We start from the raw sequence: 19857 nt of genomic DNA, 5'->3' as shown, positions 1-19857 counted from the left end.
ATTTCGTCCCCCATGCCTTAAGTTTTGGTAGATGTAGCAACATAACAACAGTTTTTTTTACTTGAACAATTAGATTTTGCACCTTAGGATGGCGAATTCATAAAATTATAGTAAACACCTACTTATCTACCCACGTAAAACAGCCAAAATGGTTTCTAGTGGAAAACCACTGGTTTTGGTTTTTTAAATTATCTTTAGGTGAAATGTTGAGTATCAAGAACCGTCCGGCTGAGCTTGTCGAAGGCATGCTCATTATTAATAAAATCGCCTTCGACAGGCTCAGGCTGACAGCCGTTTTCACCATTACCGTTTTTTTCTGATCATCACCGTCCGTCGCCCCGTGGATCTGCAACTATGAAGAAGAAGGCACACATAATTTTTTTACTGAAAAAAAATATCCTTTGGCTACCGCTGATAGTATTTCAACTGACAGCCATTATGCCGTTGTATGCACAGGAGAAAAATTCACTTGGCCCCGATACGGCGCTCATCAACAAAACCATCAAACGTGCTTATAAACTCCGCGAATCAAATGCCGATAGCGCCCACCTGCTGTACCGGCAAACGCTGGACGCCAGCAGGTCACTTGGCTTCCGCAATGGTATTGCGGAATCGTTGTGCGGAATAGCCCGTTATTATAATATCAAGAACGAGCAGGCCACCGCGGTGAAATATATCCATGAGTCGATGCCTTATATTGAAGACAATCAGAAGGGAAAACAATTATTCGTGTCGGCCAATATCCTGCTCTCGGAAGCCTATTTTTACCTTGGCGCTTTTGATTCCTGTTCTTACTACCGGTATACCGCACTCAATTTTGTAGACAATAACCAGATCGATAATGCGCCATTGCGCCTGAGTGTTTACAGCAAGATCCTGCAGTTTTGGCTCAATGCCCATGAAGAGATCAAGCATGATGAAAATATACGGCAGATCATGCAGCGCATCAATCTCATCGAAAAAGAAGCCATCGCTAAAAACGACAGCAGTGTATTGCTGAATGTTTATTTTCAAAAAGAAGGGTATTATCACAACATTTTAAAAAATGATTCGGCCCGGTATTATGGCTTAAAGAATATCGAGTTCTGCAAGCGCCTGAAAGGTTCCCCTTCGATGATCATGGCGGCTTACCTCAACATCGCACTAACGTACATAGACGACAAGAACCCCGATGCCGCCATCGACAACATACGCCTGGCAATAGCTGCGGCGCCTGAGCAGGGAAAAGCGTCTAACCGTTACCTGATTTTCGCGGATATATTTTTAGGTGAAGCCTATATTTTGAAAGGCCGTTTCCGGGATGCGGTAAACCTCGTATTACCTGCCCTCGCCGAATCGCAAAAACTGAACATCGTCAACATCCTCGAGCATGCCCACAAAACGCTGGCAGATGCTTATGAGGGTTTGGGGCAATACCAAGAAGAAGCGGAGCAACGCAAATTATATTCCATCGCCAAAGACAGCCTGATGAAAACGCAGAAGATGGAACTGAGTTATACGATGGAAATGAAATACCGCATTGCTGAAAAAAATAAAGAGCTGGCGGAAAAAGAACTAAGCATCATCAAGAACAATAACCGCATCCGGAATAAAAATATCCTCATCGGCTGCATCACGGCGGGGCTGCTGCTCATCAGTATCATCAGCCTGCTGATCATGCGCAACAACCGGCACAAACAAAAACTACAGGCCGAAAAGATCCTTGGCCTTCAGCAGGACATGGAGATAAAAACACTCCGTGCGATGGTAAGCGGCAGCGAAAAAGAACGCAGCCGCATTGCCCGCGACCTGCACGATGGCATCAGCGGGACCATCGGCGCCATCAGGGCGATGGTAGGAAGGCTTTCGCGTAAGCCGGCAGCAGAAGCGGCTTCGGAAGATTTTGCCGAAGTGATGCACCTGCTCGAAGAAGCATCGGGAGAAATACGTAAGACCGCACACAACCTCATGCCGGAAATATTGCTACAGGAAGGATTGGTGAATGCGACAGAATTATTTTGCGAACGGACCGGTAAAAGCCATTCGATCGATATCCGTTTTTCCGCCTTCGGCGAAATAAAGAAAATACCTGCAGAACTGGAGCTGGCACTCTACAGGACCATCCAGGAACTCGTGAATAATATACTCAAACATGCTGCCGCAACGAGTGCGCTGGTGCAACTGAATTACCACGAAAGCATCCTCGGCATTACCGTGGAAGACAACGGGAAGGGAATTGTAGCGGGCCGTCAGCCGGAAGACTATGGCGTGGGGTTAAAAACGATCGCCGGACGCATCCGTTCGTGGAATGGCACCCTCGATATTTCAGGAAGCCCCGGCGAAGGCACCAGTATTTACATAGAAATTGATACCGATAACATTAAACAGCCTGCCTAATGAGCATTACCACCATCATGATCACAGATGACCATCCTTTGGTAGCAAAGGGTTTGGTGAAGATCTTCAACGAACACCCTGGCTTTGATGTGCTGGCCACATTTACCAATGGAAAAGAATTATTGAGCGAATTGAAAAACCGTTTACCCGACGTATTGATGCTCGATATGCACCTGCCGGAAATTGAAGGACCAGAGATTGCGGCGCAGATACTGGATAAATATCCTTCCGTAAAGATCATCATCCTCAGCAGCATCGATGTATTGATGCAGGTGAAAAAAATGTTGCAGCTCGGTTGTTCGGGTTACCTCCTGAAAGACGCGGATGATGCCACCATCATCACCGCTATTGAAACGGTAGTGGCCGGCGGACAGTTTCTCTCGCCCGTGTTGCAGCAACAATTACTCGAAGATCTTTTCAAGAAGAAAAAGCCCGTGACGGATCTTACCCGCCGGGAAAAAGAGATCTTACAACTGATCACCGAAGAATATACCAACCAGGAAATTGCCGATAAATTATTCATCAGCCCGCATACGGTAGATAACCACCGCGTGAGCCTGCTGAGTAAGATGCAGGCCAAAAATACCGCAGGACTGGTAAGGAAGGCGCTGGAGCAGGGATTGGTGAAATAGTTTTATTACACGAATTACACGAATTTGCAGGAACGTGCCTTTGGCGCGTTGATTTCGAACGCGCCAAAGGCACGTTCCTACAAATTATCGGCATTGTTAATTTTTAATTCTTAATTGATTCAATACACTCTCGCCTGCTTGATAAATATCTTCCTCGTGCCCGCATCCAGCTTGAATTCCACATCCATGCCAAAATTGTTATAGGTGCTGTTTCGTTTTCGCGGATACACTTTCCAGAAATGATCTTTGATGGCCTGCAGGTATTGTGTCAGCTGCCTGATCTCCGCTTTGGTCATCAATGGCTGACCGGGCTGCAAGGAAGAATGACAGATATAATCCACGGCGATATCATTGGTGCCGGTTACCGCGAGCGAAAGATTCACCAGGAACTGTTCTGCACGGATGCTGTCATCAGGCTGCACGATACTCTCCTCCCCTTTCTGCACATTTACGGTGAATGCCGGATAATCATCGCGATAAAGGTTACGGGTAACTGCTACGCCATTCGCTTCTTCGGTACCAAACGCTTTGTTTACAAGGATCCCCATCGCAAGGTTGGCCTGGTCGATGTTGAAAAAGACCCTTTCTTCAAAAGCCCGTATCTTCCAAAGGCTCGACCACACTTCCCTGATCGCTTTATCGATGGGGCGTTTTGGATTTTCTACATTTCCTGTTTTGGAATCATACAATCCTGCACCATTGAAGCCGGGAACGTCTTCCGCGTTTGTGGAAGACCGGAACCTGAAGTTGACCGCATGTGCATCGCCGATACGGGCCGTTACCATTTCAACAAGCGCTTCACTTAAAGGCGCATTTTCAATGCGATCGCGTATCTGTTTCAATTTTGCCGCCAGGATATTTTTATCGTTCACGGCATTTTTATCCTGCAGCAATGCGGTGATCAGCGAATCGATACGATGTTCTTTTATATGTTGATTGTAAAAATAAAACGGTATGGCAAATACAATTTCGGGTATGGGTAACCGTTGCCCTTTCTTCATTTTCACTTTTGCAAGTTCCCCCATATTGGCAGCCTTTCCTCCTACGATGCGGATGCTTCTGATGCTGAGGTCTTTCATTTCGGCGATTTGCTGAAAACTGTTATCACAATTCAATGCGATGAGTTTTTTTCTTTTTGTTTTATCCCAAAATTTTTGTGCCTGCGCAGGAGTAGCAGCCGTCACCTCAATCGTATCGCGTAACACTTTCAGCAAAACCAGCTGATCTTTATATTTCAGCAATGATGCATTGGTAAAAGCATCCCGTACCATGCAATTGGGTGTATTCCTGTTTTGCGACAATATATTGATATGACAAAGCGGTGTTTGAAAAACACTGGTAATGGTAGCTGCGCAAAGCGGGAGGTTGTTGGGAAGTTTATTGAGCACGGCTATATCATCCGGACCGATCTGCTGCTGCATGATTTTTTTGTCTTCAAAAAAACGCAGGTAACCATAGGCAGTTCCTTCCTTCATGGATTGAAAAGTCTGGCCGGCATAAAGCTCATCGGGGTTGATGAAACTTAAAGTATTGTTCCTGCGCCATTCGGCCGTATGCCAGTTGTTATCGGCAATACGAAGCCGGTCGCCAAAATATACCGTTCGTTTTACCTTGGTAAAAAACTCTGCTACATTCTCCGTACGGATCTCATCGTCGGGAAAAAACTCCAGTGTATAAATGTTACTGGCCGTGTAAAGGTTCAGGTTGGCGATGGCGAATTTCCGCCGGGAAGAGTTACTGTATTCGATGCGGTTGAATTCTTCGAGGGTGGAATAAGCATGCAGTACATTGCTGCAAAAATCGAAATGAAAACGGTGTTCTTTCGAATTGGAATAATATACCTGCCTGCTGCTGAGGTCGTAGATCACTTTGATGCTTTTTACTTCGGCATAATTATTTTTTACCGGCAGGCTTTGCATGGCATTGAAATCGCCGGGGCAATTGACCGAAGTGATATAATCCACTGTGCCGCCTTTGTAAGCACAGGGCTTTTGCTGCGCAAAAGTTGATTGCAGGGCAAATAGTAATAGTATGCTGAGGAAAGTTGATGACTTCATGCTGTGAAGGTAAATTTTCCCCGCAGATAAACGCCGATGTATAACACGCTGATCTTCGAAGACAATCAGCTAAAATCCGCGGGAAAAACCCTAGTTTTATTCCCCAATGATCAGCAACATGAAAATACTGGAAAGCTCACCGGAAATGGACGACCCCATTTTTAACCAGGCCGTACTGTTGATCACGCAGGAAGATGCTTCAGGTGCTGCGGGTTTCATCATCAATAAAGAACATCCCCGCAGGCTGAACGACCTGATAGAATTTCATCACTGCAAATCATGGCCGCTACATTTTGGCGGACCTGTAGAAGATGAAAAATTATTTTTTATTCATCGCCGCCCCGATCTTATCGAAGAGGGCGAACCACTCGGCAACGATATCTACCTCGGCGGAAACTTCAAACAGGCCATCCGGTTTATCAATGACAACACGCTCCGCGAAAACGAGATCAGGTTATTCGTCGGCTATTGCGGCTGGGATGCAGGCGAGCTGGAAGCAGAAATAAAAGAAGGTAGCTGGAAAAATGCAGACCGGGATATCAACGTGTTTGATAAATTTCCCGCGGATGAACGCTGATGTATACACGCAGATTTTCGCAGAAAAATCAGCGGTGATCCGCGTGTATACATTTGCGAAAATCTGCGGGAGAAAAAAATTATTGGCCGATCGTAAGCTTCATCAATGGCGCATCCAGGGCTGTATTCCCACTCATCAATACTGCGGGTTCATCATACACCGGTTCTGCTGCTCCCCTGTACGACCCTGAAGTGATATTCCTTAATGCACTGGCCAGGCTTGCTTCCGTAATGTCGCCCCAGTTTTTATCCAGCCCATCCGCTACCCTTGCATCGGGCGCAAACCCATTGTAATAATTCCCTTCATTATTTTTATTGACCGTTTTGAAAGAAACCGGGAACACATACCATTCACCATCTTCTATCGGAAAAAACCCGACAGGTTTTCCATGCGTATTGCCGGCGCCTATCAGGCGTACATCCATATACGGCTTTAGATTATTGATGAGCAATTCGCTTGCTGATGCGGTGCTACGGCCTACAATGAAATAAACTTTCGGGAGATTGACCCCGCCATTTTTATGAAAGGTCACCGTACTGTTTTCGGAAGTATGCGAAGTGTTATAGATCTGCTTGAACATCACACTGCCATTGGCCGAAGCGCTTACTATATAGTCTGCCAGCTGTTGCTGCAGGCTTACATATCCGCCGCCATTGTACCGCAGGTCCACCACAAGATGATTGATCCCGGCATTGGCAAATTTTGTAAATACGCGGTTATATTCTGCCGAAATTTTCGACTGGTCGCCTAAAAAAGAATTGTACACCAGGTAACCTACTTTCCCTGCGGGTGTAGAATACACCGTATCCATGTATACAGGCTTGGTGGTATAATGTGCCGCGTTGAGTGTAACGGTAACCGGGGAGCCATCGGGTTTTGTAAATTTAAAACTTCCCGATCCGCTGTTGTAAACAGCATTCACAATAAAATTACTGTTCGTTGTATTCATGGAAGAATTTCCATTGATGGCCGTGATGCGCCAGCCACGTTGAATGCCCGCAAGCCCGGCCGGGGATGCAGGTTCCACCAGGGATACCCGCAGATCACCTTCGGCGCGAAAAAATACATTGATACCAAGATCGCCGGCACCATCCGCTGTACCCGCCACCGTGCTCATGCCCCCACTCAGGGCATCCCATTCCGTTTTTTTCATAGCAAAACTCCAACGGTCTACCGCTGCTGTAAAACCTGTTTCGCGACTGTATTTCCTGATATCCGTCATCACTGCTGCCGGGTCGGCAAAGCCGGTGGCATCATAGGTGGAAGGCAATAAATTATTCCAGAGGTAATAGTCTTTGGCGGCCTCAAAAGCCGCCGTGTTGAGTTGAGCTGTACTGCTGCTGCCGGTATTCCCATTACCTCCGGGAGCAAGATTGGTTGTTAACGAATCGGTATTTTTCTGACACGATGAAAAAAGCAAAATGACTGCGGCAGCAAGTGCCGGAAGAGGTTTGATCATGGACATGGAATAATTTTTTTTGCGTAAACAAATACGCAAAATCCGGGCTGAAAGTTGTTAGGGAAAAGCAAAAGAAACCACCGAGAAACACAGAGGGGTTCACAGAGTTACTCAGAGCCCTTACACTCCTTTACCTCTGTGAACCCCTCTGTGCTACTCCGTGGTTAACCCTTAAAAATATGTCCCGTTCTCCATATCATCCAGCAGGCCCGTGTGTGTTGGCTTCCAGCCCAACACATTTCGCGTGAGTTCACTTGAAGACGGGTTGTCGATCGCCGCAAAATGTGCGATCCAGCCAAAATGGTCCGCGGCTTCTTCCGGTGTTTTGGATAGCACAGGCACGCCTAGCCGCTTACCGATGATGCCGGCTATTTCCCGCATGGGCACCCCTGTTTCGGCTACACCGTGGTACACGGCATCTTTGTCCCCCTTTTCCAAAGCCAGCCTGAAAAGCCGGGCCGCATCGAGGCGGTGTACGGCCGGCCAGCGATTGCCGCCGTCGCCTACATAAACCGCCGCATTTTTTTCGCGGGCAATATGAATGAGCATCGGAACAAATCCATGGTCGCCATCGCCATGCACAGATGGAGGTAGGCGTACTATGGCTACATTCACCCCCAATGCAGCAGCATCGGCAGCTGCCAGTTCGGATACACGGGGCAGGATAGAATCCGCCGGGCGGATACTTTCTTCGGTAGTCACATTCCCTGAAGCCAGCAATGCCGTGCCGGAAGTAACCACCAATGGTTTGCCCGAATGCGCCAGCCCCGCAGCCAGTGCGGCAATGGCTTTCCTGTCTGTTTCGCAGGCGGCAACATAATTGGAGAAGTCGTGGATAAAGCCGGTATGAATAACCCCGTCGCTGTTGGCTGCACCGGCCGTCAGGCTAACGGTATCCTCCAGCGACCCGTAGTGCACGTCGGCACCTGCGGCCTTCAATGCATCCGCCGATGCTTCAGACCGGGCAAGCCCCACCACCTGGTGGCCTGCATCCAGCAGTTCTTTTACTACTGCAGAACCTATGAAGCCTGTGGCTCCTGTAACAAATACTCGCATGATAATTTTTTTTGAATGAATGCCTTGTTTTAAGGCGATACAAAATTGAGGGAGTTGTTGTAGGAAAACGAGGACATTTGTCACCGATTTGATACAAACCTCCGGGGTTTTGAAAACCCCGGAGGTTTTGTGTTTAGTCTCTTTTCGTCTGCGCATGCCTTATCCGGCTGAGCGTTTCGCGGGTAACACCCAGGTAAGAAGCTACCATATGCAAGGGTACCCGTGCAAACAATCCCGGATAACTCTGTATGAATTCATCATATTTTTCTTCCGCGGTAGAACTGATGCTGCTGAAAACCCGTTGGCGGTTGAGGTAGATATTTGCGGAGATGATCTTCTCCGAAAAATTTTTAAATGCAGGAATATTGTTGAGCAGTGCTACAAAATCCGCTTTTGCCCACTGAAGTATTTTGCTGTCTTCCAAAGCGTCGATGAAATAATTGGAACGTACTTCTTCATTATAACTTTCGGGATCTACGGCCCAGGTATCCTCCGGCATAAACTGCAGGATGTGTTCGCTGCCCTCTTCCCTGGTGCGGTAAGTACGCAGTATGCCTGAGCTTATGAAAGTTTTGTAGCGGCAGATCTCCCCTTCCTGCAGGATGGCCTCTTTGCGGCGCAGTTTTCTTTCTACCGCTTTGGAGCAGATCAGCTGCAGCTCTTCGCGGGTAACCGTTGTCTGCGATCGTAAGTATGATTCAAATTCGGGAAACATTACGCAGCGAAATTAAAGCAAACAGGGCAATTTATCGCGGACGCAGAATAAGTATCAACGCTGAGCGGGATCCACTTAAAATCCATTCGTTTTTACCCGGTAAAAAATCTCTCCTTGCCTGATGACATTCTTTCCTCTTTTGCGATAAAAGGTAATTACGGCCCCTGGCCTTTACCAAATCAAAAGAGCATATGTACTTCAACAGCCACTGCCCAGCCGACAGTATAACCGGCATTGAAAAAAAAACTTCCCGGGTTTTACAGCAGCTTTCCCGCATCTTTTGCCTGTTCTTAGGGCTGCTTTGTTTTGTTTCCTGCAAAAAGGATACGGATGATGATGCAGAAGAAGCCCTTCCGCTATTGGGTACCTGCACGGCCGTATCGCCGGTGGCGGGCCTCACTTATTCCAATCCATCGGGGCCATACACTTTACACACCAGCGGCGGTGGCAAAGTGGTCATCGATCCGGCACTCAACATCATCATCTCCCACGATGCCTACCCGGGCTTTACCCTTGAGCTATGGGGCACCCTTACGGTAAATGGCGGCACAAAAACGGCCGGCAATCACGAAAACCTGAATGGAAAACATATCAAAGACAGGTTTGGCAACAACCGCACCATCCTTTTCCCCGATGGAGCAAAGCTTACCCTCGTTACCGAAGGGCCTTCCGGCAAATTGCTTTCCGTAACCCTGTACGACGGGGCCACGGCACACCACATCAATACTACCTGCAACAAACTCGAATACAGCGCCATTGAGGGTTCCATTGCCCGCTGCCTCGACGAGGAACAACCCGATGGAGAAACCGGCGGCTTTGAGATCTCCACAACAGGCCTTAAATTTTTCAACATTTATGTAGAAGAAACCAAAGGCAATAAAGTGACCAACCGGTACGAACTTGGCCAGCTCATCAAAGCAAGCCCCAACCAGGTAAATGATTTTTTTGACGATCCGAGGCTGGCGGCAACGTAGGTGGAAGCTTAAGTACTTTTTTCGCCGCTGTTGGTGTTTTCGCCGCTGTTGGTGTTTTCGCCGCTGTTGGTGTTTTCGCCGCTGTTGGTGTTTTCACCAACAGCATACGAATGTCTTTTCGCCGCTGTTGGTGTTTTCACCAACAGCATACGAATGTCTTTTCGCCACTGTTGGTGTTTTCACCAACAGCATACGAATGTCTTTTCGCCGCTGTTGGTGTTTTCACCAACATCATACGAATGTCTTTTCGCCGCTGTTGGTGTTTTCACCAACAGCATACGAATGTCTTTTCGCCGTTGTTGGTGTTTTCACCAACAGCATACGAATATTCGGAAAGTTGTTGGTGATAACACCAACAACGGCAAAAACAACACCAACAACGGCAAACGGCAAAACGGCAAAGCACAACTCCGGAAGAATCTATTATCCTTCTGCAAAATTCTATCATTCAAGTATGACACCGTCTACATTAACTGAATGAACCATTACGGGAAATCCGGGAAAGGGGTTATTTTTTACCGATTCGGGAAACCCGCTTTTTTTAAGATTTTACAAAATATCTACTTTCAAAAATTGCCCTTTCGTACCCACTTTTTTTCCCACCCTGTAAGGGGGTACAAAAAGTACCCACCCCGCCGTGCTAAAAAAAAGTAGACACGAAAGGGCAATTTTTGAAAAAGCCTTTTTTTGAATTTTCTCATTAGTTCATCTTCTTTGGCTGGTTTGCAGAGTTGGGGTGGATTTCTTATCTATGGTAAGTCAGGGGCCAGTCCTGTAGCCAGCACACTTCTGGCGCCAGTGTTCCGAAGGATCACTGGTGTCTACACAAGTTCGCAGGTCTGCGACCGGAATATGGTATACAAGGTCTTAAGTAAAATAACCATTCTCATTAGCAGGCATGAGCAGAAGAAAATTGCGAAACCGATCCCGGTCGCAGACCTGCATGCTTGTTAAGACACAAGTGGTCACGCAAGTTGTATTATAGCGGAAGTTGTTGTTGTGAACACTTGCGCCAGAATGGGAACACCTGTGGAGATATTACTGCCAATTTTCATTATCATTTTTTGGCTTAAAAGAAAGTGGTAAATATGGATTGTTGTATTCTTTCAAAATATTTCCATCAAAGTCCCAATCGTTTGAAATAAAATAATCTTTGATGGCTTCTAACGACCTGGAATAGGCAAATAAACAACCTTTTTCAAAAGAAGTATCGAATTCTGCTGATTGACCATCTTTATGCTTGATATATTGTGCCTTAGCAAAAATCTCAACATAAACATTAATAAGGTTTTGAATTATTTGTAACTGCGTTGTTTTATCCATCTATATTTCATATTTACTTTTTTCCATTTGCTACCTTGAAGAAACACAAGTGGTAACGTAAGCTTTATTATTGTGAAAGTTGGTACAGTGAATATTTGCGACAGTGGGGCTTTATTCAAAGAATTTTTTGCCGGCGATCACACCAATCAGTTCGCCAACAACAGTTTTGGTAGCGGGGTTAAGATATTCTTTCAAAAGCTTTCGCTCCGCGAGTATTAAGTCGATTTGTAATTGTGTTCGCAATTGCGCTACCGGCCCGTAAGCATGGAGTTGCTTTTCGGCATCTTTCTGCCTGTCGTCAAAATAGTCGATCTCAGCTTTTGCACCGCCGATAGAGGAAAGTTTTTCTACTACTTCCCACAACCTTTTACTTTTCGAAAGCGATTTATTGAATTTCTGTTCCATCTTTTGAAGCTGGCGGGTATATTTCGTGAGCTTGATATGATTTTCCACCAGCAGCTCTTCCCAGATATCCCTTGCCTGAAAACCCAGCATCTGCTCACTTGTCATCATGTCGATTTGGTTCTCAGCGGGCATTCTACCTGCCTGACCTGCATTTGCAATAAGTTCGTCCAGCCGTTGGGCAGCTTTCGGCGGCAGATTGCGCAGGCCACGTTCGGCCATATTGATCTGCGTACGGGTTGTTTTTAGCAGTTCTGCCATTGCCTGCTGGGTGAGTTTACCCATTTTTCTATATTGCCGTAGGGTCAAGATATTTTTTTTAAAAATGGAAGAATTGTACCAATTTAAAAAAGATTTTTGATTTTGGTACATACTATGTACCAAAATGAAATTTTCATTTTGAAATGGTACAATTCAGCCGATTAGCCGGTGCTATAAGAGGCGGAGCTTTTTACTCAGTAATATGAGTATGAAATTTTGGAATAGTCAATCATAAAAACTTCGCGTTGCGAAAGCCGACGCGTGGTCCCCAGACCTGCGGCGAGTGAAGAGTTAAATGAGTGTTCGGAGTAAGCATAATAATATTAATAAATAGGTTTTACAATTATGCAATATTTAGATTTCCTGAATAGTTATTACTTTTCGACTGTAGGAAGAATACACCTGTCAGCAGCAGAAAAATACCCGTTTACTCTGGTGTTTTTCCCAAGGTTTGCTCAGCATCCTCAAGTAGGTTTGAAGAAAAATTATGAAGCTATTTCAAGATGAAAAATTCGCTACGCTAGTGCTTGCGAAAATTGTAGACAGATTAATAATGTATGCCCCGGAAAATATCAAATTGATATTACTATTGGAACATGAGTATGGCAAGGACGCCTTAACTGAGCAATCATTAAATAGTATTGCCGATTCAACTATTGTCGCATTACTTGACAATGAAATTCCTTTCTGACGTTTGCCTATTAGAGTAATTACTGTAATGAGATGTTGAGTAACATCTCATTTTTGTTTTTCCACTAATTTGAAAAAATCTGAAAGCTTAATTTCAAAATAGTCTGCAAGCAACGACAAAGTACTAATTGATAAATTTCTCCCGGAAGTTTCAATTCTTCCTACATGCACTCCAGTATCATCATACATGTCTCTTTGGGAAACGCCTTTTTCCGCTCTCAATTGTTTTACAACAAGCCCGATTTTATTGATCAGGACAGTATTTATTTGTTCGCTCATAGCTACAAATAGACAAAAAAATAAATTAGGTAATGATACACTAAGTGTCATCATTTTGTTTTATCTTTATTCCGTCAACTTTCCGTTCTGAAATCTGGTACATCTAAGCACAGGAAAGGCTAAAGTTCTTGCATGACGATGCGGGAACTTTATTGTTATTATTTGATGTACCGCTCACCATCAAATAATACCAGCATGAAAACTCACCAACAGTCCATCCACAGCATTCAAGAAGCTTACGAAGCCATCCACGAATTTTTTAGTTGTTACCATCTTCCCGAAGCCCTGGAGGAAACCGACCGGTTGTTTAAATGGGCATGCAAAGAAAAATATTACAAAAAGTCTGCACCGGTGGATATTGTCTTCTTCAGCCAGCAGCTTTACCGGTTGTTTACCGCTGCCGAGATCATTAACTACAGTACAGGAAAGAAATTGAGCGTTATCGATCATGATACCGCAGGCGGCAAAGATATGCCTGGTACTTGCCTGAATCAGGCGCCATGTTTACCCCGATGGGAAGAACACTCCAGATATTTAAATTTTGCAGAATGGCAAACCCCCTATTGGGCGCTTAGAAAACTGAACGGCATACGCCAATGGGAAGAGGTACTGGAGGAATTGATGGAAGCGGCGTTGAGTAATGGGAGTATTGAAGGGAGGTATAAAATTGGGGATGTGCTGAAATGGAGGGAGAGGATGATGGGGATTGTGGAGGGAGGGTGGTTGGTGGAGGTGAAAAGAAGTCCATCTGAGTCGAATATATAAATTAATAAATTTGCTCTTTAGTAGCTAGGTCGCAAAATCGAAAAATCGATAAATATGGATGATCCTTCTAAACACTAACGGCCAATTATTTCATCGATCGGTTGATAGGAAATAATTCTTGTGGCACTACCAACATTGTGATACTACTTTACTAATTTAAATCACTTTTTATCTATCCTCCGATTTACTTTTTTAATTACTCGTTTCTTATACGCCTTTCCCGTATTAAATGCCTTTTGCAAACCGTAGTGTATTGAATATTTAACACCTTCTTTTACTTTAGGATTTATGTTTGAATAGGTTCTTTCTCTGTACGACCAATGTATATGAGGCTCGTAGTCCTCAGTTTCTTCAACATAGCAAATAATATTTAAGTCAAATAAAAACTGCAAAAAACTATCACTTGACTCGAAAAATTTAGGGGTGTCGATATTGTTTTTCTCAATATGAAGTGCAAACTGCTCATAACAAAACATAAATTCGTCATAGTTAAATTGAGCTTTGCCGTTTAGATATTCGAAGAATTTTAAAAATAATTCATAGTCTTTATCAGAATGATAAAAAGCTAAGTAATCCTTAATTTCTCCAAGGAGATAATCAGAATACTTCTTTTTGAACTCAGGATTCTCAAAATCCAATTGATCTATTACTGGTAGTTGTCTTTCCTTATCCTGTTTTAAATTTTCTTGAAGTATTTTCATCATCGTAACAATATCTCTAGGCCTAAACATAGAAAACCTTAAAAAAGAAATAAATGAATCTTCAATTTTATTGTATACTCGAGGTTTAAAAGGAAAATAATAATTCCAGCAATTACCGTCAACCTGATGTTCATCCTGTTGTGAATTTAAAATATTATCGGCCATCTTAAATATAGAAGAATTTTTATATGCAGGATAAGTTGTTTTCCAATCTAATAATACACCATTGTCTCTAACTTTATTATTCAAATTTTGAAGACCAAGCTGGGAAAAGATATCTGGTCTCACAAGAATCATAACTTTAAGGCGTCCTACCGAACCTTTAATCTTGGAAAAAAAATCGTTATTTAAAGTCCACACGGCATTAGCTAACCCCTTAACGCATTCTAAATAATCCTCAAACTCAATATTTCTTGGGCGAATATCAATCCCATCGATAAAAACAATATGGCTTTTCTCAAGTTTTAACGAGCCCAATGCATCTTCGAATTTTCTTTGAATATATAATAAATTAATTTGAAATTTACTTTCCGTAAAGGATTGACTAAGATTTTCTTGCCCAGATATTTTAAAAAATTTGTTTAATAATTCGGCAACCTCTTTTGTTTCTTCAATGACGTTTAAAGCATAAATGATTTCTGGAGAAAATGCTGATTTGTAAAAAGAATCCATTGCCTCTTTAAGAGGTTTAAATTTAGAAGTACTGGAAAAAAGAGTTGAGTCCTTTTCTCCTTTTTGAATTTGTTGTGCAAGCAACACATAAATTAGGACTTTCCAAATATTAGTATATTCGGTTAATGTTAACTGCTTTTCCTTTTTTAGTTGAATAAATTTTACATACTCTGTTTCGCGTATATAATTTAGATAAGAGGATGTATTTCCAAATTCATTATTCGAAAGAAATAGAGAATATGCAGTTTTCCCAGTTCCTTTATCACCAATAAGAAAATATCTGCTAGAGTCCAATATATTATATAGCTCTTCTGTTTTTATGAAATATCTATTTAATAAAGCTTTATTTTCTCTTTTTATATAATTTTCAGCATCCCCAAATCCCAAGTTTAGTTCTACATATTTTTTCATACTCTATTTTTTCGCGGTTTTCAGTTTTCAGACTTATCCAAAATTTCTAAACATATTAAATCATTTCTTTTTATTAAGTAACGCCTGCATACTATTTGTAAAGTTTTTCGCCGTTTGCTTACTTAGAATAATTTGAGTGCAAAGAAAGGTAAGAATTTCTCGGACATGACCTGCTACCTCAAGGCAATTTTCATCAGTCTCTGAGTGAATTCCTTCACTTAGTTCACTATGAAGAACACCTAATGGATTCATTCCATTTGGACGTAATACTGTGGGTAAAAGATCTTTTACAAGATCTATTTTTTCTTGTGTAACCCTAGTTTTTTTAGTTAGTATCAATGCAGCCTTATACTTTTCTCTATCGCCTGTTTCAATTAATTCGCTTATTGAATCAAGTAATTCGTCTATTATGTTTTCAGTTATTCTGCGATAGTATGCAAATGCTCCAATTCCATAACCTTGAGATTCACAGACCAATCCTTTTTTAAATACTGATAAATGTTTCCCTAATGTCAATTCTAGATTTTTATCTATTTTTATTTCCCACTCCGGATATTGTCCAATTTTATAAATATAATCAAGATTGGAGCTAATATAAATAAAGAATTCTCTTGTAAAATTTCTGCAAGATTGACACAAATATTCGAGTCGTACCTTACAGCCTGCAGCGGGATAGTTGATGTACTCTTTCAAGTCAAAAAATTCATTTGTCATGCTAAAAGTCTGTAAAGATTTACAGCTCTGACAATTCATATTTATTGCAGGTTTGGGATAATTATTTAAAGCATCCCAAAATTTAGCTTTATATTTTTTAAATAGGGGGAAATCCTCTAAAAAATCCTTATACGGCATATTAGTATTTTAGTGAAGTCTCTTCTGATTGTAAGTTAAAATTAATTCTTATATAAAAACGTTTTATTGATTCAATATCTAGTATTCCGTACTTGTTCCTCCGCCTTGATTCGTGGCAAATGAACCGTTCTCTCTGAAACTATTTATTTCGGTTCATGTACCATGAAACGAGGCGTAGGATGGACACAGAGAAAAATAAAAAAATCTCTCTGTGACCTCTACGTACTGTGTGTCCTCAGTGGTTCAACCTGCTCTGTTGTACACGACCGACAGATGACACCCCTCAGGCAATTGCCTTAAGAATCAGGTTTCCATCCACTTTTAGTTTATCGTGCACGGCTTTCACAAAAAAAATGTCAGGCTTTTGTTTTCCATTCATGATGAGTGAAAATTTGGCGTCACTCACGCCTAATAATTGGGCCGCATAATTTTGACGAATGCTCAATTGCAATAATTTCAACCGGATGATATCCGGCAAGGAAGCCGGAAGGGGCAAAGGATGGTTGGTATCTTCATACCGCTCAGCCGCATCAGCTAATGCTGCCAATCGGTTTTTTTCATTAACATTCAATTTCGCTTCGCCTTTACGCATCAGCGTATCGATCTCCTGCATGGTCAACTCGTAGGCTTCTTCGCTGCCAATACGAAAAGAAGTTCCTGTTTTGTTGGCTGCAAGTGAGGCGGCAGCAGAAAGTTTTTTTGACTTGCCTGCTACCGCACTTGTTGTTTTAGACATATTTACAATTTTGGATCCGGTACCTGCGGATACCCTGCACTTTTCAGCCAAGGCTATTTGATTTAGCGGATAGCTTTTGCTATCATTGTAAGCGCAGCAATGATAACAGCCATCAATGCAATTTGCTGCACAACCCTTGCAGTTTCTCCATATACTGTCATACAGGTGTTTCCACTGCATATTGTAGCTTTGTCAATTGTTGAATAGCGTAATGATTTTGTCATAAAAGTTAGATTTTAAAATAAAAAAATGCCACCCTCTTTTACCCGGGTGGCTTAGGTATTTTGTTCTGGGTAATTAGTTTTTCTCTGTGGTTACCCCCTTAAATTTACCACCAGTTGTTTTTACATCCATAAAACGACCTGTTTCTGTATCTCTTTTTACATAGAGGTCTGTTCTAGGATTTAACACCTGGCTCCTTTTGTCAACAGCCCCGTTGCGGTGGCCATCTCCAACTTTTCCATTCTTTGCCATAATAATTTGTTTTATAGCCGGCAGATAATTTTATATTGAGGCATCTGCCAACAATCCCAAGGAACAGCATATACAATTTTACAGATATACCTGTATATTTGTACGGTAAGGACCTCTTGCCAAAGTTTTCCTTTACCGCCGAAGCCTATTCCAGTGCTTCGGTTTTTAGTTTCAATACTCAAATATACTAAATTTTGGTTGACATTCCAAATAAATATTGTATTTTTGTCAACCAATCAACTTTTCTATATGTACTCCTTCGCCGAACGCCTCAAATCTGCCCGTAAAATGAAAGGCTGGTCCCTGCAGGAACTGGCTGATAATTTACCGATGAATATTTCCAGGCAAGCCATCAGTAAATATGAGCAAGAACACATGAAACCTACCGGTGAAGTGCTCATTGCGCTGGCTAAGATATTGGAGGTAAAGCCTGACTACTTTTTGAAAGAAAGCAAAATAGTGTTAGACGCCGTGGAATTCCGGAAAAACAAATTGCCTGCTAAAGAAGAAGAAAGCATTAAAGAAAGGGTGAAAGATTTTTTGGAACGCTACCTGGAGGTAGAACAGTTACTGAATATCAACACCGTATTTGCCAATCCGGTTAAAAAGCTGGTAATTGAAGAAGTGGAAGATGTGGAAGCAGCCGCCCTTCAACTGATAGACAAGTGGAACCTGGGCTACGACCCGATACCCAATGTAATTGAAATGCTGGAAGTAAATGGTATACGGGTGATTGAGCTGGAGGCACCCGATGAATTTGACGGGCTGAGCACTTATGTGGGAAAGATACCGGTGGTGGTGATCAATAAAAATTATTCGGTAGAACGAAAAAGATTTACCGGCCTGCATGAACTGGGCCACCTGGTATTGACCATAGCCGATGGCGCGGATAAGGAACGTATTTGCCATGCTTTTGCGGGAGCGCTTTTATTGCCCGATGATTGCCTCGAAAAACTCGTAGGAGAAAAGCGAAACAATATAGCGCCGGGCGAACTGGTAAATATTAAAGAACAGTTTGGGGTGTCGATACAGGCTATAGTGATGCGTATGAAAGTTAAACATATTATTTCCGATGCCGGCTTTAATAAATTCTGGAGAACCATTGCGAAGAATAAAAAGGAAGAGGGGCTTGGTTCATTTGCCGGGAGGGAAAAAAGCTATCGCTTTGAACATCTTGTGTATCGCCTGGCTGCAGAAGAGATTGTGAGTATGAGTAAAGCGGCGAACCTTGCAGGCAAGAAGCTGGCGGCATTCAGGGACGAATTTGATGCGCTCAAATAACTATCTGCCCATACTAATGTCTTATGAAAACAATTGCCATACAGGATGCCAACATTATGATAGATCTCGTTCGAACGGATCTGTTCGGTCATTGTATGGCACTTGATTACAATTTTATTACTACCGATATTATTTTAGCCGAATTATACGAGGAGCAAATAGCAGCCTTGCAGCCGCACATCGATTCGGGTAAGTTTGTAGTTGTTTCTTTATCGGAAGAAATGTTACTGGAAATTCAGTTGGCGGCATTAGAAGATACCCGTTTGTCGGAACAGGACTGGTCGGCATTATACTTTGCGCAAAAAGAGGATTCTTTTCTCCTCAGCGGCGATAAATATCTGAGGGCAGTGGCGCAGGCCAAAGCGGTTACTGTGTGTGGTATCCTATGGATCATGGATGAGTTGATCCTTCAGGGCCATTTACAAAAACCGGAAGCCATTGATTTTTTAAATAAAATAATCAGCATTAACCCTCGCCTCCCAAAAAAAGAATGCGACCATAGATTGAAAGATTGGGGAACTCAAGGATAGTTATTGGTATGATTGTAATACATCGCCATGGTTGGTGGCTGTTGTACCAGGAACAATATCTACTTCAACTCTGGCAATGCCCCGGCGTGGCATCCCCGCCAGCCAGTTCACTGATGAAGTTTATTATAGTATTCACGGCAGGCCGGGAGCAGCATTCGAGCATCTATTTAAAAACTGTGCTTTGGGCAAAATGAAAAAACCTGCGTTAAGCAGGTTTCATTTTGTGGTCCCGCCAAGAATCGAACTTGCATCTAAAGTTTAGTCCCCACAGTACTGTGGGGATATTCTATCCATTGAACCACGGCTCTGGAGACAAATAAAAAAGCGAAGTATTCCTACTTCGCTTTGTGGTCCCGCCAAGAATCGAACTTGGATCTGAAGTTTAGTCCCCACAGTACTGTGGGGATATTCTATCCATTGAACCACGGCTCTAGGAGACAAATAAAAAAGCGAAGTATTGCTACTTCGCTTTGTGGTCCCGCCAAGAATCGAACTTGGATCTAAAGTTTAGGAAACTTCTATTCTATCCATTGAACTACGGGACCGTTTTGATACTCACCCATCGACTTATTCGCCGATTTCGGGAGGCAAAAGTAAGGTTTTTGCTTAATTTTTAAGCAATTGCCAAAAAGGT

General features: G+C 42.9%; 21 protein-coding genes and 1 tRNA gene. 8 read left to right on the top strand and 14 right to left on the bottom strand.

Features of this window, described 5'->3' with window-relative positions:
• Positions 1 to 354: 354 nt before the first annotated feature.
• Together EGI32_RS04260 and EGI32_RS04255 are read left to right on the top strand one after the other, a co-directional pair.
• On the top strand, positions 355 to 2376 hold the full coding sequence (locus EGI32_RS04260) for a sensor histidine kinase (protein WP_255154132.1): 2022 nt from the start codon (positions 355 to 357) through the stop codon (positions 2374 to 2376).
• Positions 2376 to 3008, top strand: coding sequence for a response regulator transcription factor (locus EGI32_RS04255; RefSeq protein ID WP_255154131.1), 633 nt, complete (start codon positions 2376 to 2378; stop codon positions 3006 to 3008). The genes EGI32_RS04260 and EGI32_RS04255 overlap by 1 nt, the downstream gene beginning before the upstream one ends.
• A 119-nt stretch (positions 3009 to 3127) precedes the next feature.
• Here EGI32_RS04255 and EGI32_RS04250 read toward each other — a convergent pair whose 3' ends face one another.
• Positions 3128 to 5065 (bottom strand): PEP/pyruvate-binding domain-containing protein, encoded by a 1938-nt coding sequence (locus EGI32_RS04250; protein ID WP_255154130.1) that lies wholly within the window; start codon positions 5063 to 5065, stop codon positions 3128 to 3130.
• Positions 5066 to 5183: 118 nt separating this feature from the next.
• On the opposite strand from EGI32_RS04250, the gene EGI32_RS04245 reads away from it, so the two are divergent.
• Positions 5184 to 5642 carry a YqgE/AlgH family protein gene (locus EGI32_RS04245; protein WP_255154129.1) on the top strand — a complete coding sequence of 153 codons (459 nt, stop codon included), beginning with the start codon at positions 5184 to 5186 and terminating at the stop codon, positions 5640 to 5642.
• Between the two features lie 79 nt (positions 5643 to 5721).
• On the opposite strand, the gene EGI32_RS04240 is transcribed toward EGI32_RS04245, so the two are convergent.
• The 3 genes from EGI32_RS04240 to EGI32_RS04230 all read right to left on the bottom strand — a co-directional run bounded on the left by EGI32_RS04240 (position 5722) and on the right by EGI32_RS04230 (position 8872).
• Positions 5722 to 7107 carry a S41 family peptidase gene (locus EGI32_RS04240; protein WP_255154128.1) on the bottom strand — a complete coding sequence of 462 codons (1386 nt, stop codon included), beginning with the start codon at positions 7105 to 7107 and terminating at the stop codon, positions 5722 to 5724.
• 165 nt (positions 7108 to 7272) lie between these two features.
• Positions 7273 to 8157, bottom strand: coding sequence for an SDR family oxidoreductase (locus tag EGI32_RS04235; RefSeq protein ID WP_255154127.1), 885 nt, complete (start codon positions 8155 to 8157; stop codon positions 7273 to 7275).
• Between the two features lie 133 nt (positions 8158 to 8290).
• Entirely contained in the window at positions 8291 to 8872 is a 582-nt protein-coding gene (locus EGI32_RS04230; protein WP_255154126.1) for a Crp/Fnr family transcriptional regulator, read from the bottom strand.
• Between the two features lie 191 nt (positions 8873 to 9063).
• Here EGI32_RS04230 and EGI32_RS04225 point away from each other — a divergent pair, with 191 nt between their 5' ends.
• Positions 9064 to 9846 (top strand): hypothetical protein, encoded by a 783-nt coding sequence (locus EGI32_RS04225; protein ID WP_255154125.1) that lies wholly within the window; start codon positions 9064 to 9066, stop codon positions 9844 to 9846.
• An 8-nt stretch (positions 9847 to 9854) separates the two neighbouring features.
• Here EGI32_RS04225 and EGI32_RS04220 read toward each other — a convergent pair whose 3' ends face one another.
• The 3 genes from EGI32_RS04220 to EGI32_RS04210 all read right to left on the bottom strand — a co-directional run bounded on the left by EGI32_RS04220 (position 9855) and on the right by EGI32_RS04210 (position 11943).
• The gene (locus tag EGI32_RS04220) at positions 9855 to 9995 is read right to left on the bottom strand and encodes a hypothetical protein (RefSeq protein WP_255154124.1); all 141 of its coding nucleotides are present in this window, start codon (positions 9993 to 9995) and stop codon (positions 9855 to 9857) included.
• 889 nt (positions 9996 to 10884) lie between these two features.
• Positions 10885 to 11169, bottom strand: coding sequence for a hypothetical protein (locus EGI32_RS04215; protein WP_255154123.1), 285 nt, complete (start codon positions 11167 to 11169; stop codon positions 10885 to 10887).
• Between the two features lie 111 nt (positions 11170 to 11280).
• The gene (locus EGI32_RS04210) at positions 11281 to 11943 is read right to left on the bottom strand and encodes a helix-turn-helix transcriptional regulator (protein ID WP_255154122.1); all 663 of its coding nucleotides are present in this window, start codon (positions 11941 to 11943) and stop codon (positions 11281 to 11283) included.
• A gap of 376 nt (positions 11944 to 12319) precedes the next feature.
• Here EGI32_RS04210 and EGI32_RS04205 point away from each other — a divergent pair, with 376 nt between their 5' ends.
• Entirely contained in the window at positions 12320 to 12523 is a 204-nt protein-coding gene (locus tag EGI32_RS04205) for a hypothetical protein (protein ID WP_255154121.1), read from the top strand.
• A 47-nt stretch (positions 12524 to 12570) separates the two neighbouring features.
• On the opposite strand, the gene EGI32_RS04200 is transcribed toward EGI32_RS04205, so the two are convergent.
• On the bottom strand, positions 12571 to 12801 hold the full coding sequence (locus tag EGI32_RS04200; protein WP_255154120.1) for a helix-turn-helix domain-containing protein: 231 nt from the start codon (positions 12799 to 12801) through the stop codon (positions 12571 to 12573).
• Between the two features lie 195 nt (positions 12802 to 12996).
• On the opposite strand from EGI32_RS04200, the gene EGI32_RS04195 reads away from it, so the two are divergent.
• Complete coding sequence (locus EGI32_RS04195) at positions 12997 to 13566, top strand: hypothetical protein (protein ID WP_255154119.1); 570 nt, start codon at positions 12997 to 12999, stop codon at positions 13564 to 13566.
• A 161-nt stretch (positions 13567 to 13727) separates the two neighbouring features.
• Here the strand turns inward: EGI32_RS04195 and EGI32_RS04190 are convergent, their stop codons facing one another.
• The 5 genes from EGI32_RS04190 to EGI32_RS04170 form a co-directional block, all read right to left on the bottom strand.
• Positions 13728 to 15350: a P-loop ATPase, Sll1717 family gene (locus EGI32_RS04190; protein ID WP_255154118.1), complete on the bottom strand. Its 1623-nt coding sequence runs from the start codon at positions 15348 to 15350 to the stop codon at positions 13728 to 13730.
• Positions 15351 to 15410: 60 nt separating this feature from the next.
• Complete coding sequence (locus EGI32_RS04185) at positions 15411 to 16202, bottom strand: hypothetical protein (RefSeq protein ID WP_255154117.1); 792 nt, start codon at positions 16200 to 16202, stop codon at positions 15411 to 15413.
• A gap of 283 nt (positions 16203 to 16485) precedes the next feature.
• The gene (locus EGI32_RS04180; RefSeq protein WP_255154116.1) at positions 16486 to 16938 is read right to left on the bottom strand and encodes a hypothetical protein; all 453 of its coding nucleotides are present in this window, start codon (positions 16936 to 16938) and stop codon (positions 16486 to 16488) included.
• Between the two features lie 62 nt (positions 16939 to 17000).
• Complete coding sequence (locus EGI32_RS04175) at positions 17001 to 17162, bottom strand: hypothetical protein (RefSeq protein WP_255154115.1); 162 nt, start codon at positions 17160 to 17162, stop codon at positions 17001 to 17003.
• A 73-nt stretch (positions 17163 to 17235) separates the two neighbouring features.
• On the bottom strand, positions 17236 to 17412 hold the full coding sequence (locus EGI32_RS04170) for a hypothetical protein (protein WP_255154114.1): 177 nt from the start codon (positions 17410 to 17412) through the stop codon (positions 17236 to 17238).
• 249 nt (positions 17413 to 17661) lie between these two features.
• On the opposite strand from EGI32_RS04170, the gene EGI32_RS04165 reads away from it, so the two are divergent.
• Complete coding sequence (locus EGI32_RS04165; RefSeq protein WP_255154113.1) at positions 17662 to 18693, top strand: XRE family transcriptional regulator; 1032 nt, start codon at positions 17662 to 17664, stop codon at positions 18691 to 18693.
• Positions 18694 to 18716: 23 nt separating this feature from the next.
• Positions 18717 to 19223 carry a hypothetical protein gene (locus EGI32_RS04160; protein ID WP_255154112.1) on the top strand — a complete coding sequence of 169 codons (507 nt, stop codon included), beginning with the start codon at positions 18717 to 18719 and terminating at the stop codon, positions 19221 to 19223.
• Positions 19224 to 19696: 473 nt separating this feature from the next.
• On the opposite strand, the gene EGI32_RS04155 is transcribed toward EGI32_RS04160, so the two are convergent.
• Positions 19697 to 19768 (bottom strand) — tRNA-Arg (locus EGI32_RS04155).
• Between the last annotated feature and the right edge of the window lie 89 nt (positions 19769 to 19857).

The organism is Ferruginibacter sp. HRS2-29 (assembly GCF_024343615.1).
Lineage (GTDB): Bacteria > Bacteroidota > Bacteroidia > Chitinophagales > Chitinophagaceae > Ferruginibacter.
This window is presented reverse-complemented; position numbering and strand designations above follow the sequence as displayed.

Bases quoted from the DNA above. Each gene is read 5' to 3' on its own strand.
- EGI32_RS04260 (WP_255154132.1), top strand. From the start codon at position 355: ATGAAGAAGAAGGCACACATAATTTTTTTACTGAAAAAAAATATCCTT.
- EGI32_RS04255 (WP_255154131.1), top strand. From the start codon at position 2,376: ATGAGCATTACCACCATCATGATCACAGATGACCATCCTTTGGTAGCA.
- EGI32_RS04250 (WP_255154130.1), bottom strand. From the start codon at position 5,065: ATGAAGTCATCAACTTTCCTCAGCATACTATTACTATTTGCCCTGCAA.
- EGI32_RS04245 (WP_255154129.1), top strand. From the start codon at position 5,184: ATGAAAATACTGGAAAGCTCACCGGAAATGGACGACCCCATTTTTAAC.
- EGI32_RS04240 (WP_255154128.1), bottom strand. From the start codon at position 7,107: ATGTCCATGATCAAACCTCTTCCGGCACTTGCTGCCGCAGTCATTTTG.
- EGI32_RS04235 (WP_255154127.1), bottom strand. From the start codon at position 8,157: ATGCGAGTATTTGTTACAGGAGCCACAGGCTTCATAGGTTCTGCAGTA.
- EGI32_RS04230 (WP_255154126.1), bottom strand. From the start codon at position 8,872: ATGTTTCCCGAATTTGAATCATACTTACGATCGCAGACAACGGTTACC.
- EGI32_RS04225 (WP_255154125.1), top strand. From the start codon at position 9,064: ATGTACTTCAACAGCCACTGCCCAGCCGACAGTATAACCGGCATTGAA.
- EGI32_RS04220 (WP_255154124.1), bottom strand. From the start codon at position 9,995: ATGCTGTTGGTGAAAACACCAACAGCGGCGAAAAGACATTCGTATGCT.
- EGI32_RS04215 (WP_255154123.1), bottom strand. From the start codon at position 11,169: ATGGATAAAACAACGCAGTTACAAATAATTCAAAACCTTATTAATGTT.
- EGI32_RS04210 (WP_255154122.1), bottom strand. From the start codon at position 11,943: ATGTACCAAAATCAAAAATCTTTTTTAAATTGGTACAATTCTTCCATT.
- EGI32_RS04205 (WP_255154121.1), top strand. From the start codon at position 12,320: ATGAAGCTATTTCAAGATGAAAAATTCGCTACGCTAGTGCTTGCGAAA.
- EGI32_RS04200 (WP_255154120.1), bottom strand. From the start codon at position 12,801: ATGAGCGAACAAATAAATACTGTCCTGATCAATAAAATCGGGCTTGTT.
- EGI32_RS04195 (WP_255154119.1), top strand. From the start codon at position 12,997: ATGAAAACTCACCAACAGTCCATCCACAGCATTCAAGAAGCTTACGAA.
- EGI32_RS04190 (WP_255154118.1), bottom strand. From the start codon at position 15,350: ATGAAAAAATATGTAGAACTAAACTTGGGATTTGGGGATGCTGAAAAT.
- EGI32_RS04185 (WP_255154117.1), bottom strand. From the start codon at position 16,202: ATGCCGTATAAGGATTTTTTAGAGGATTTCCCCCTATTTAAAAAATAT.
- EGI32_RS04180 (WP_255154116.1), bottom strand. From the start codon at position 16,938: ATGTCTAAAACAACAAGTGCGGTAGCAGGCAAGTCAAAAAAACTTTCT.
- EGI32_RS04175 (WP_255154115.1), bottom strand. From the start codon at position 17,162: ATGACAAAATCATTACGCTATTCAACAATTGACAAAGCTACAATATGC.
- EGI32_RS04170 (WP_255154114.1), bottom strand. From the start codon at position 17,412: ATGGCAAAGAATGGAAAAGTTGGAGATGGCCACCGCAACGGGGCTGTT.
- EGI32_RS04165 (WP_255154113.1), top strand. From the start codon at position 17,662: ATGTACTCCTTCGCCGAACGCCTCAAATCTGCCCGTAAAATGAAAGGC.
- EGI32_RS04160 (WP_255154112.1), top strand. From the start codon at position 18,717: ATGAAAACAATTGCCATACAGGATGCCAACATTATGATAGATCTCGTT.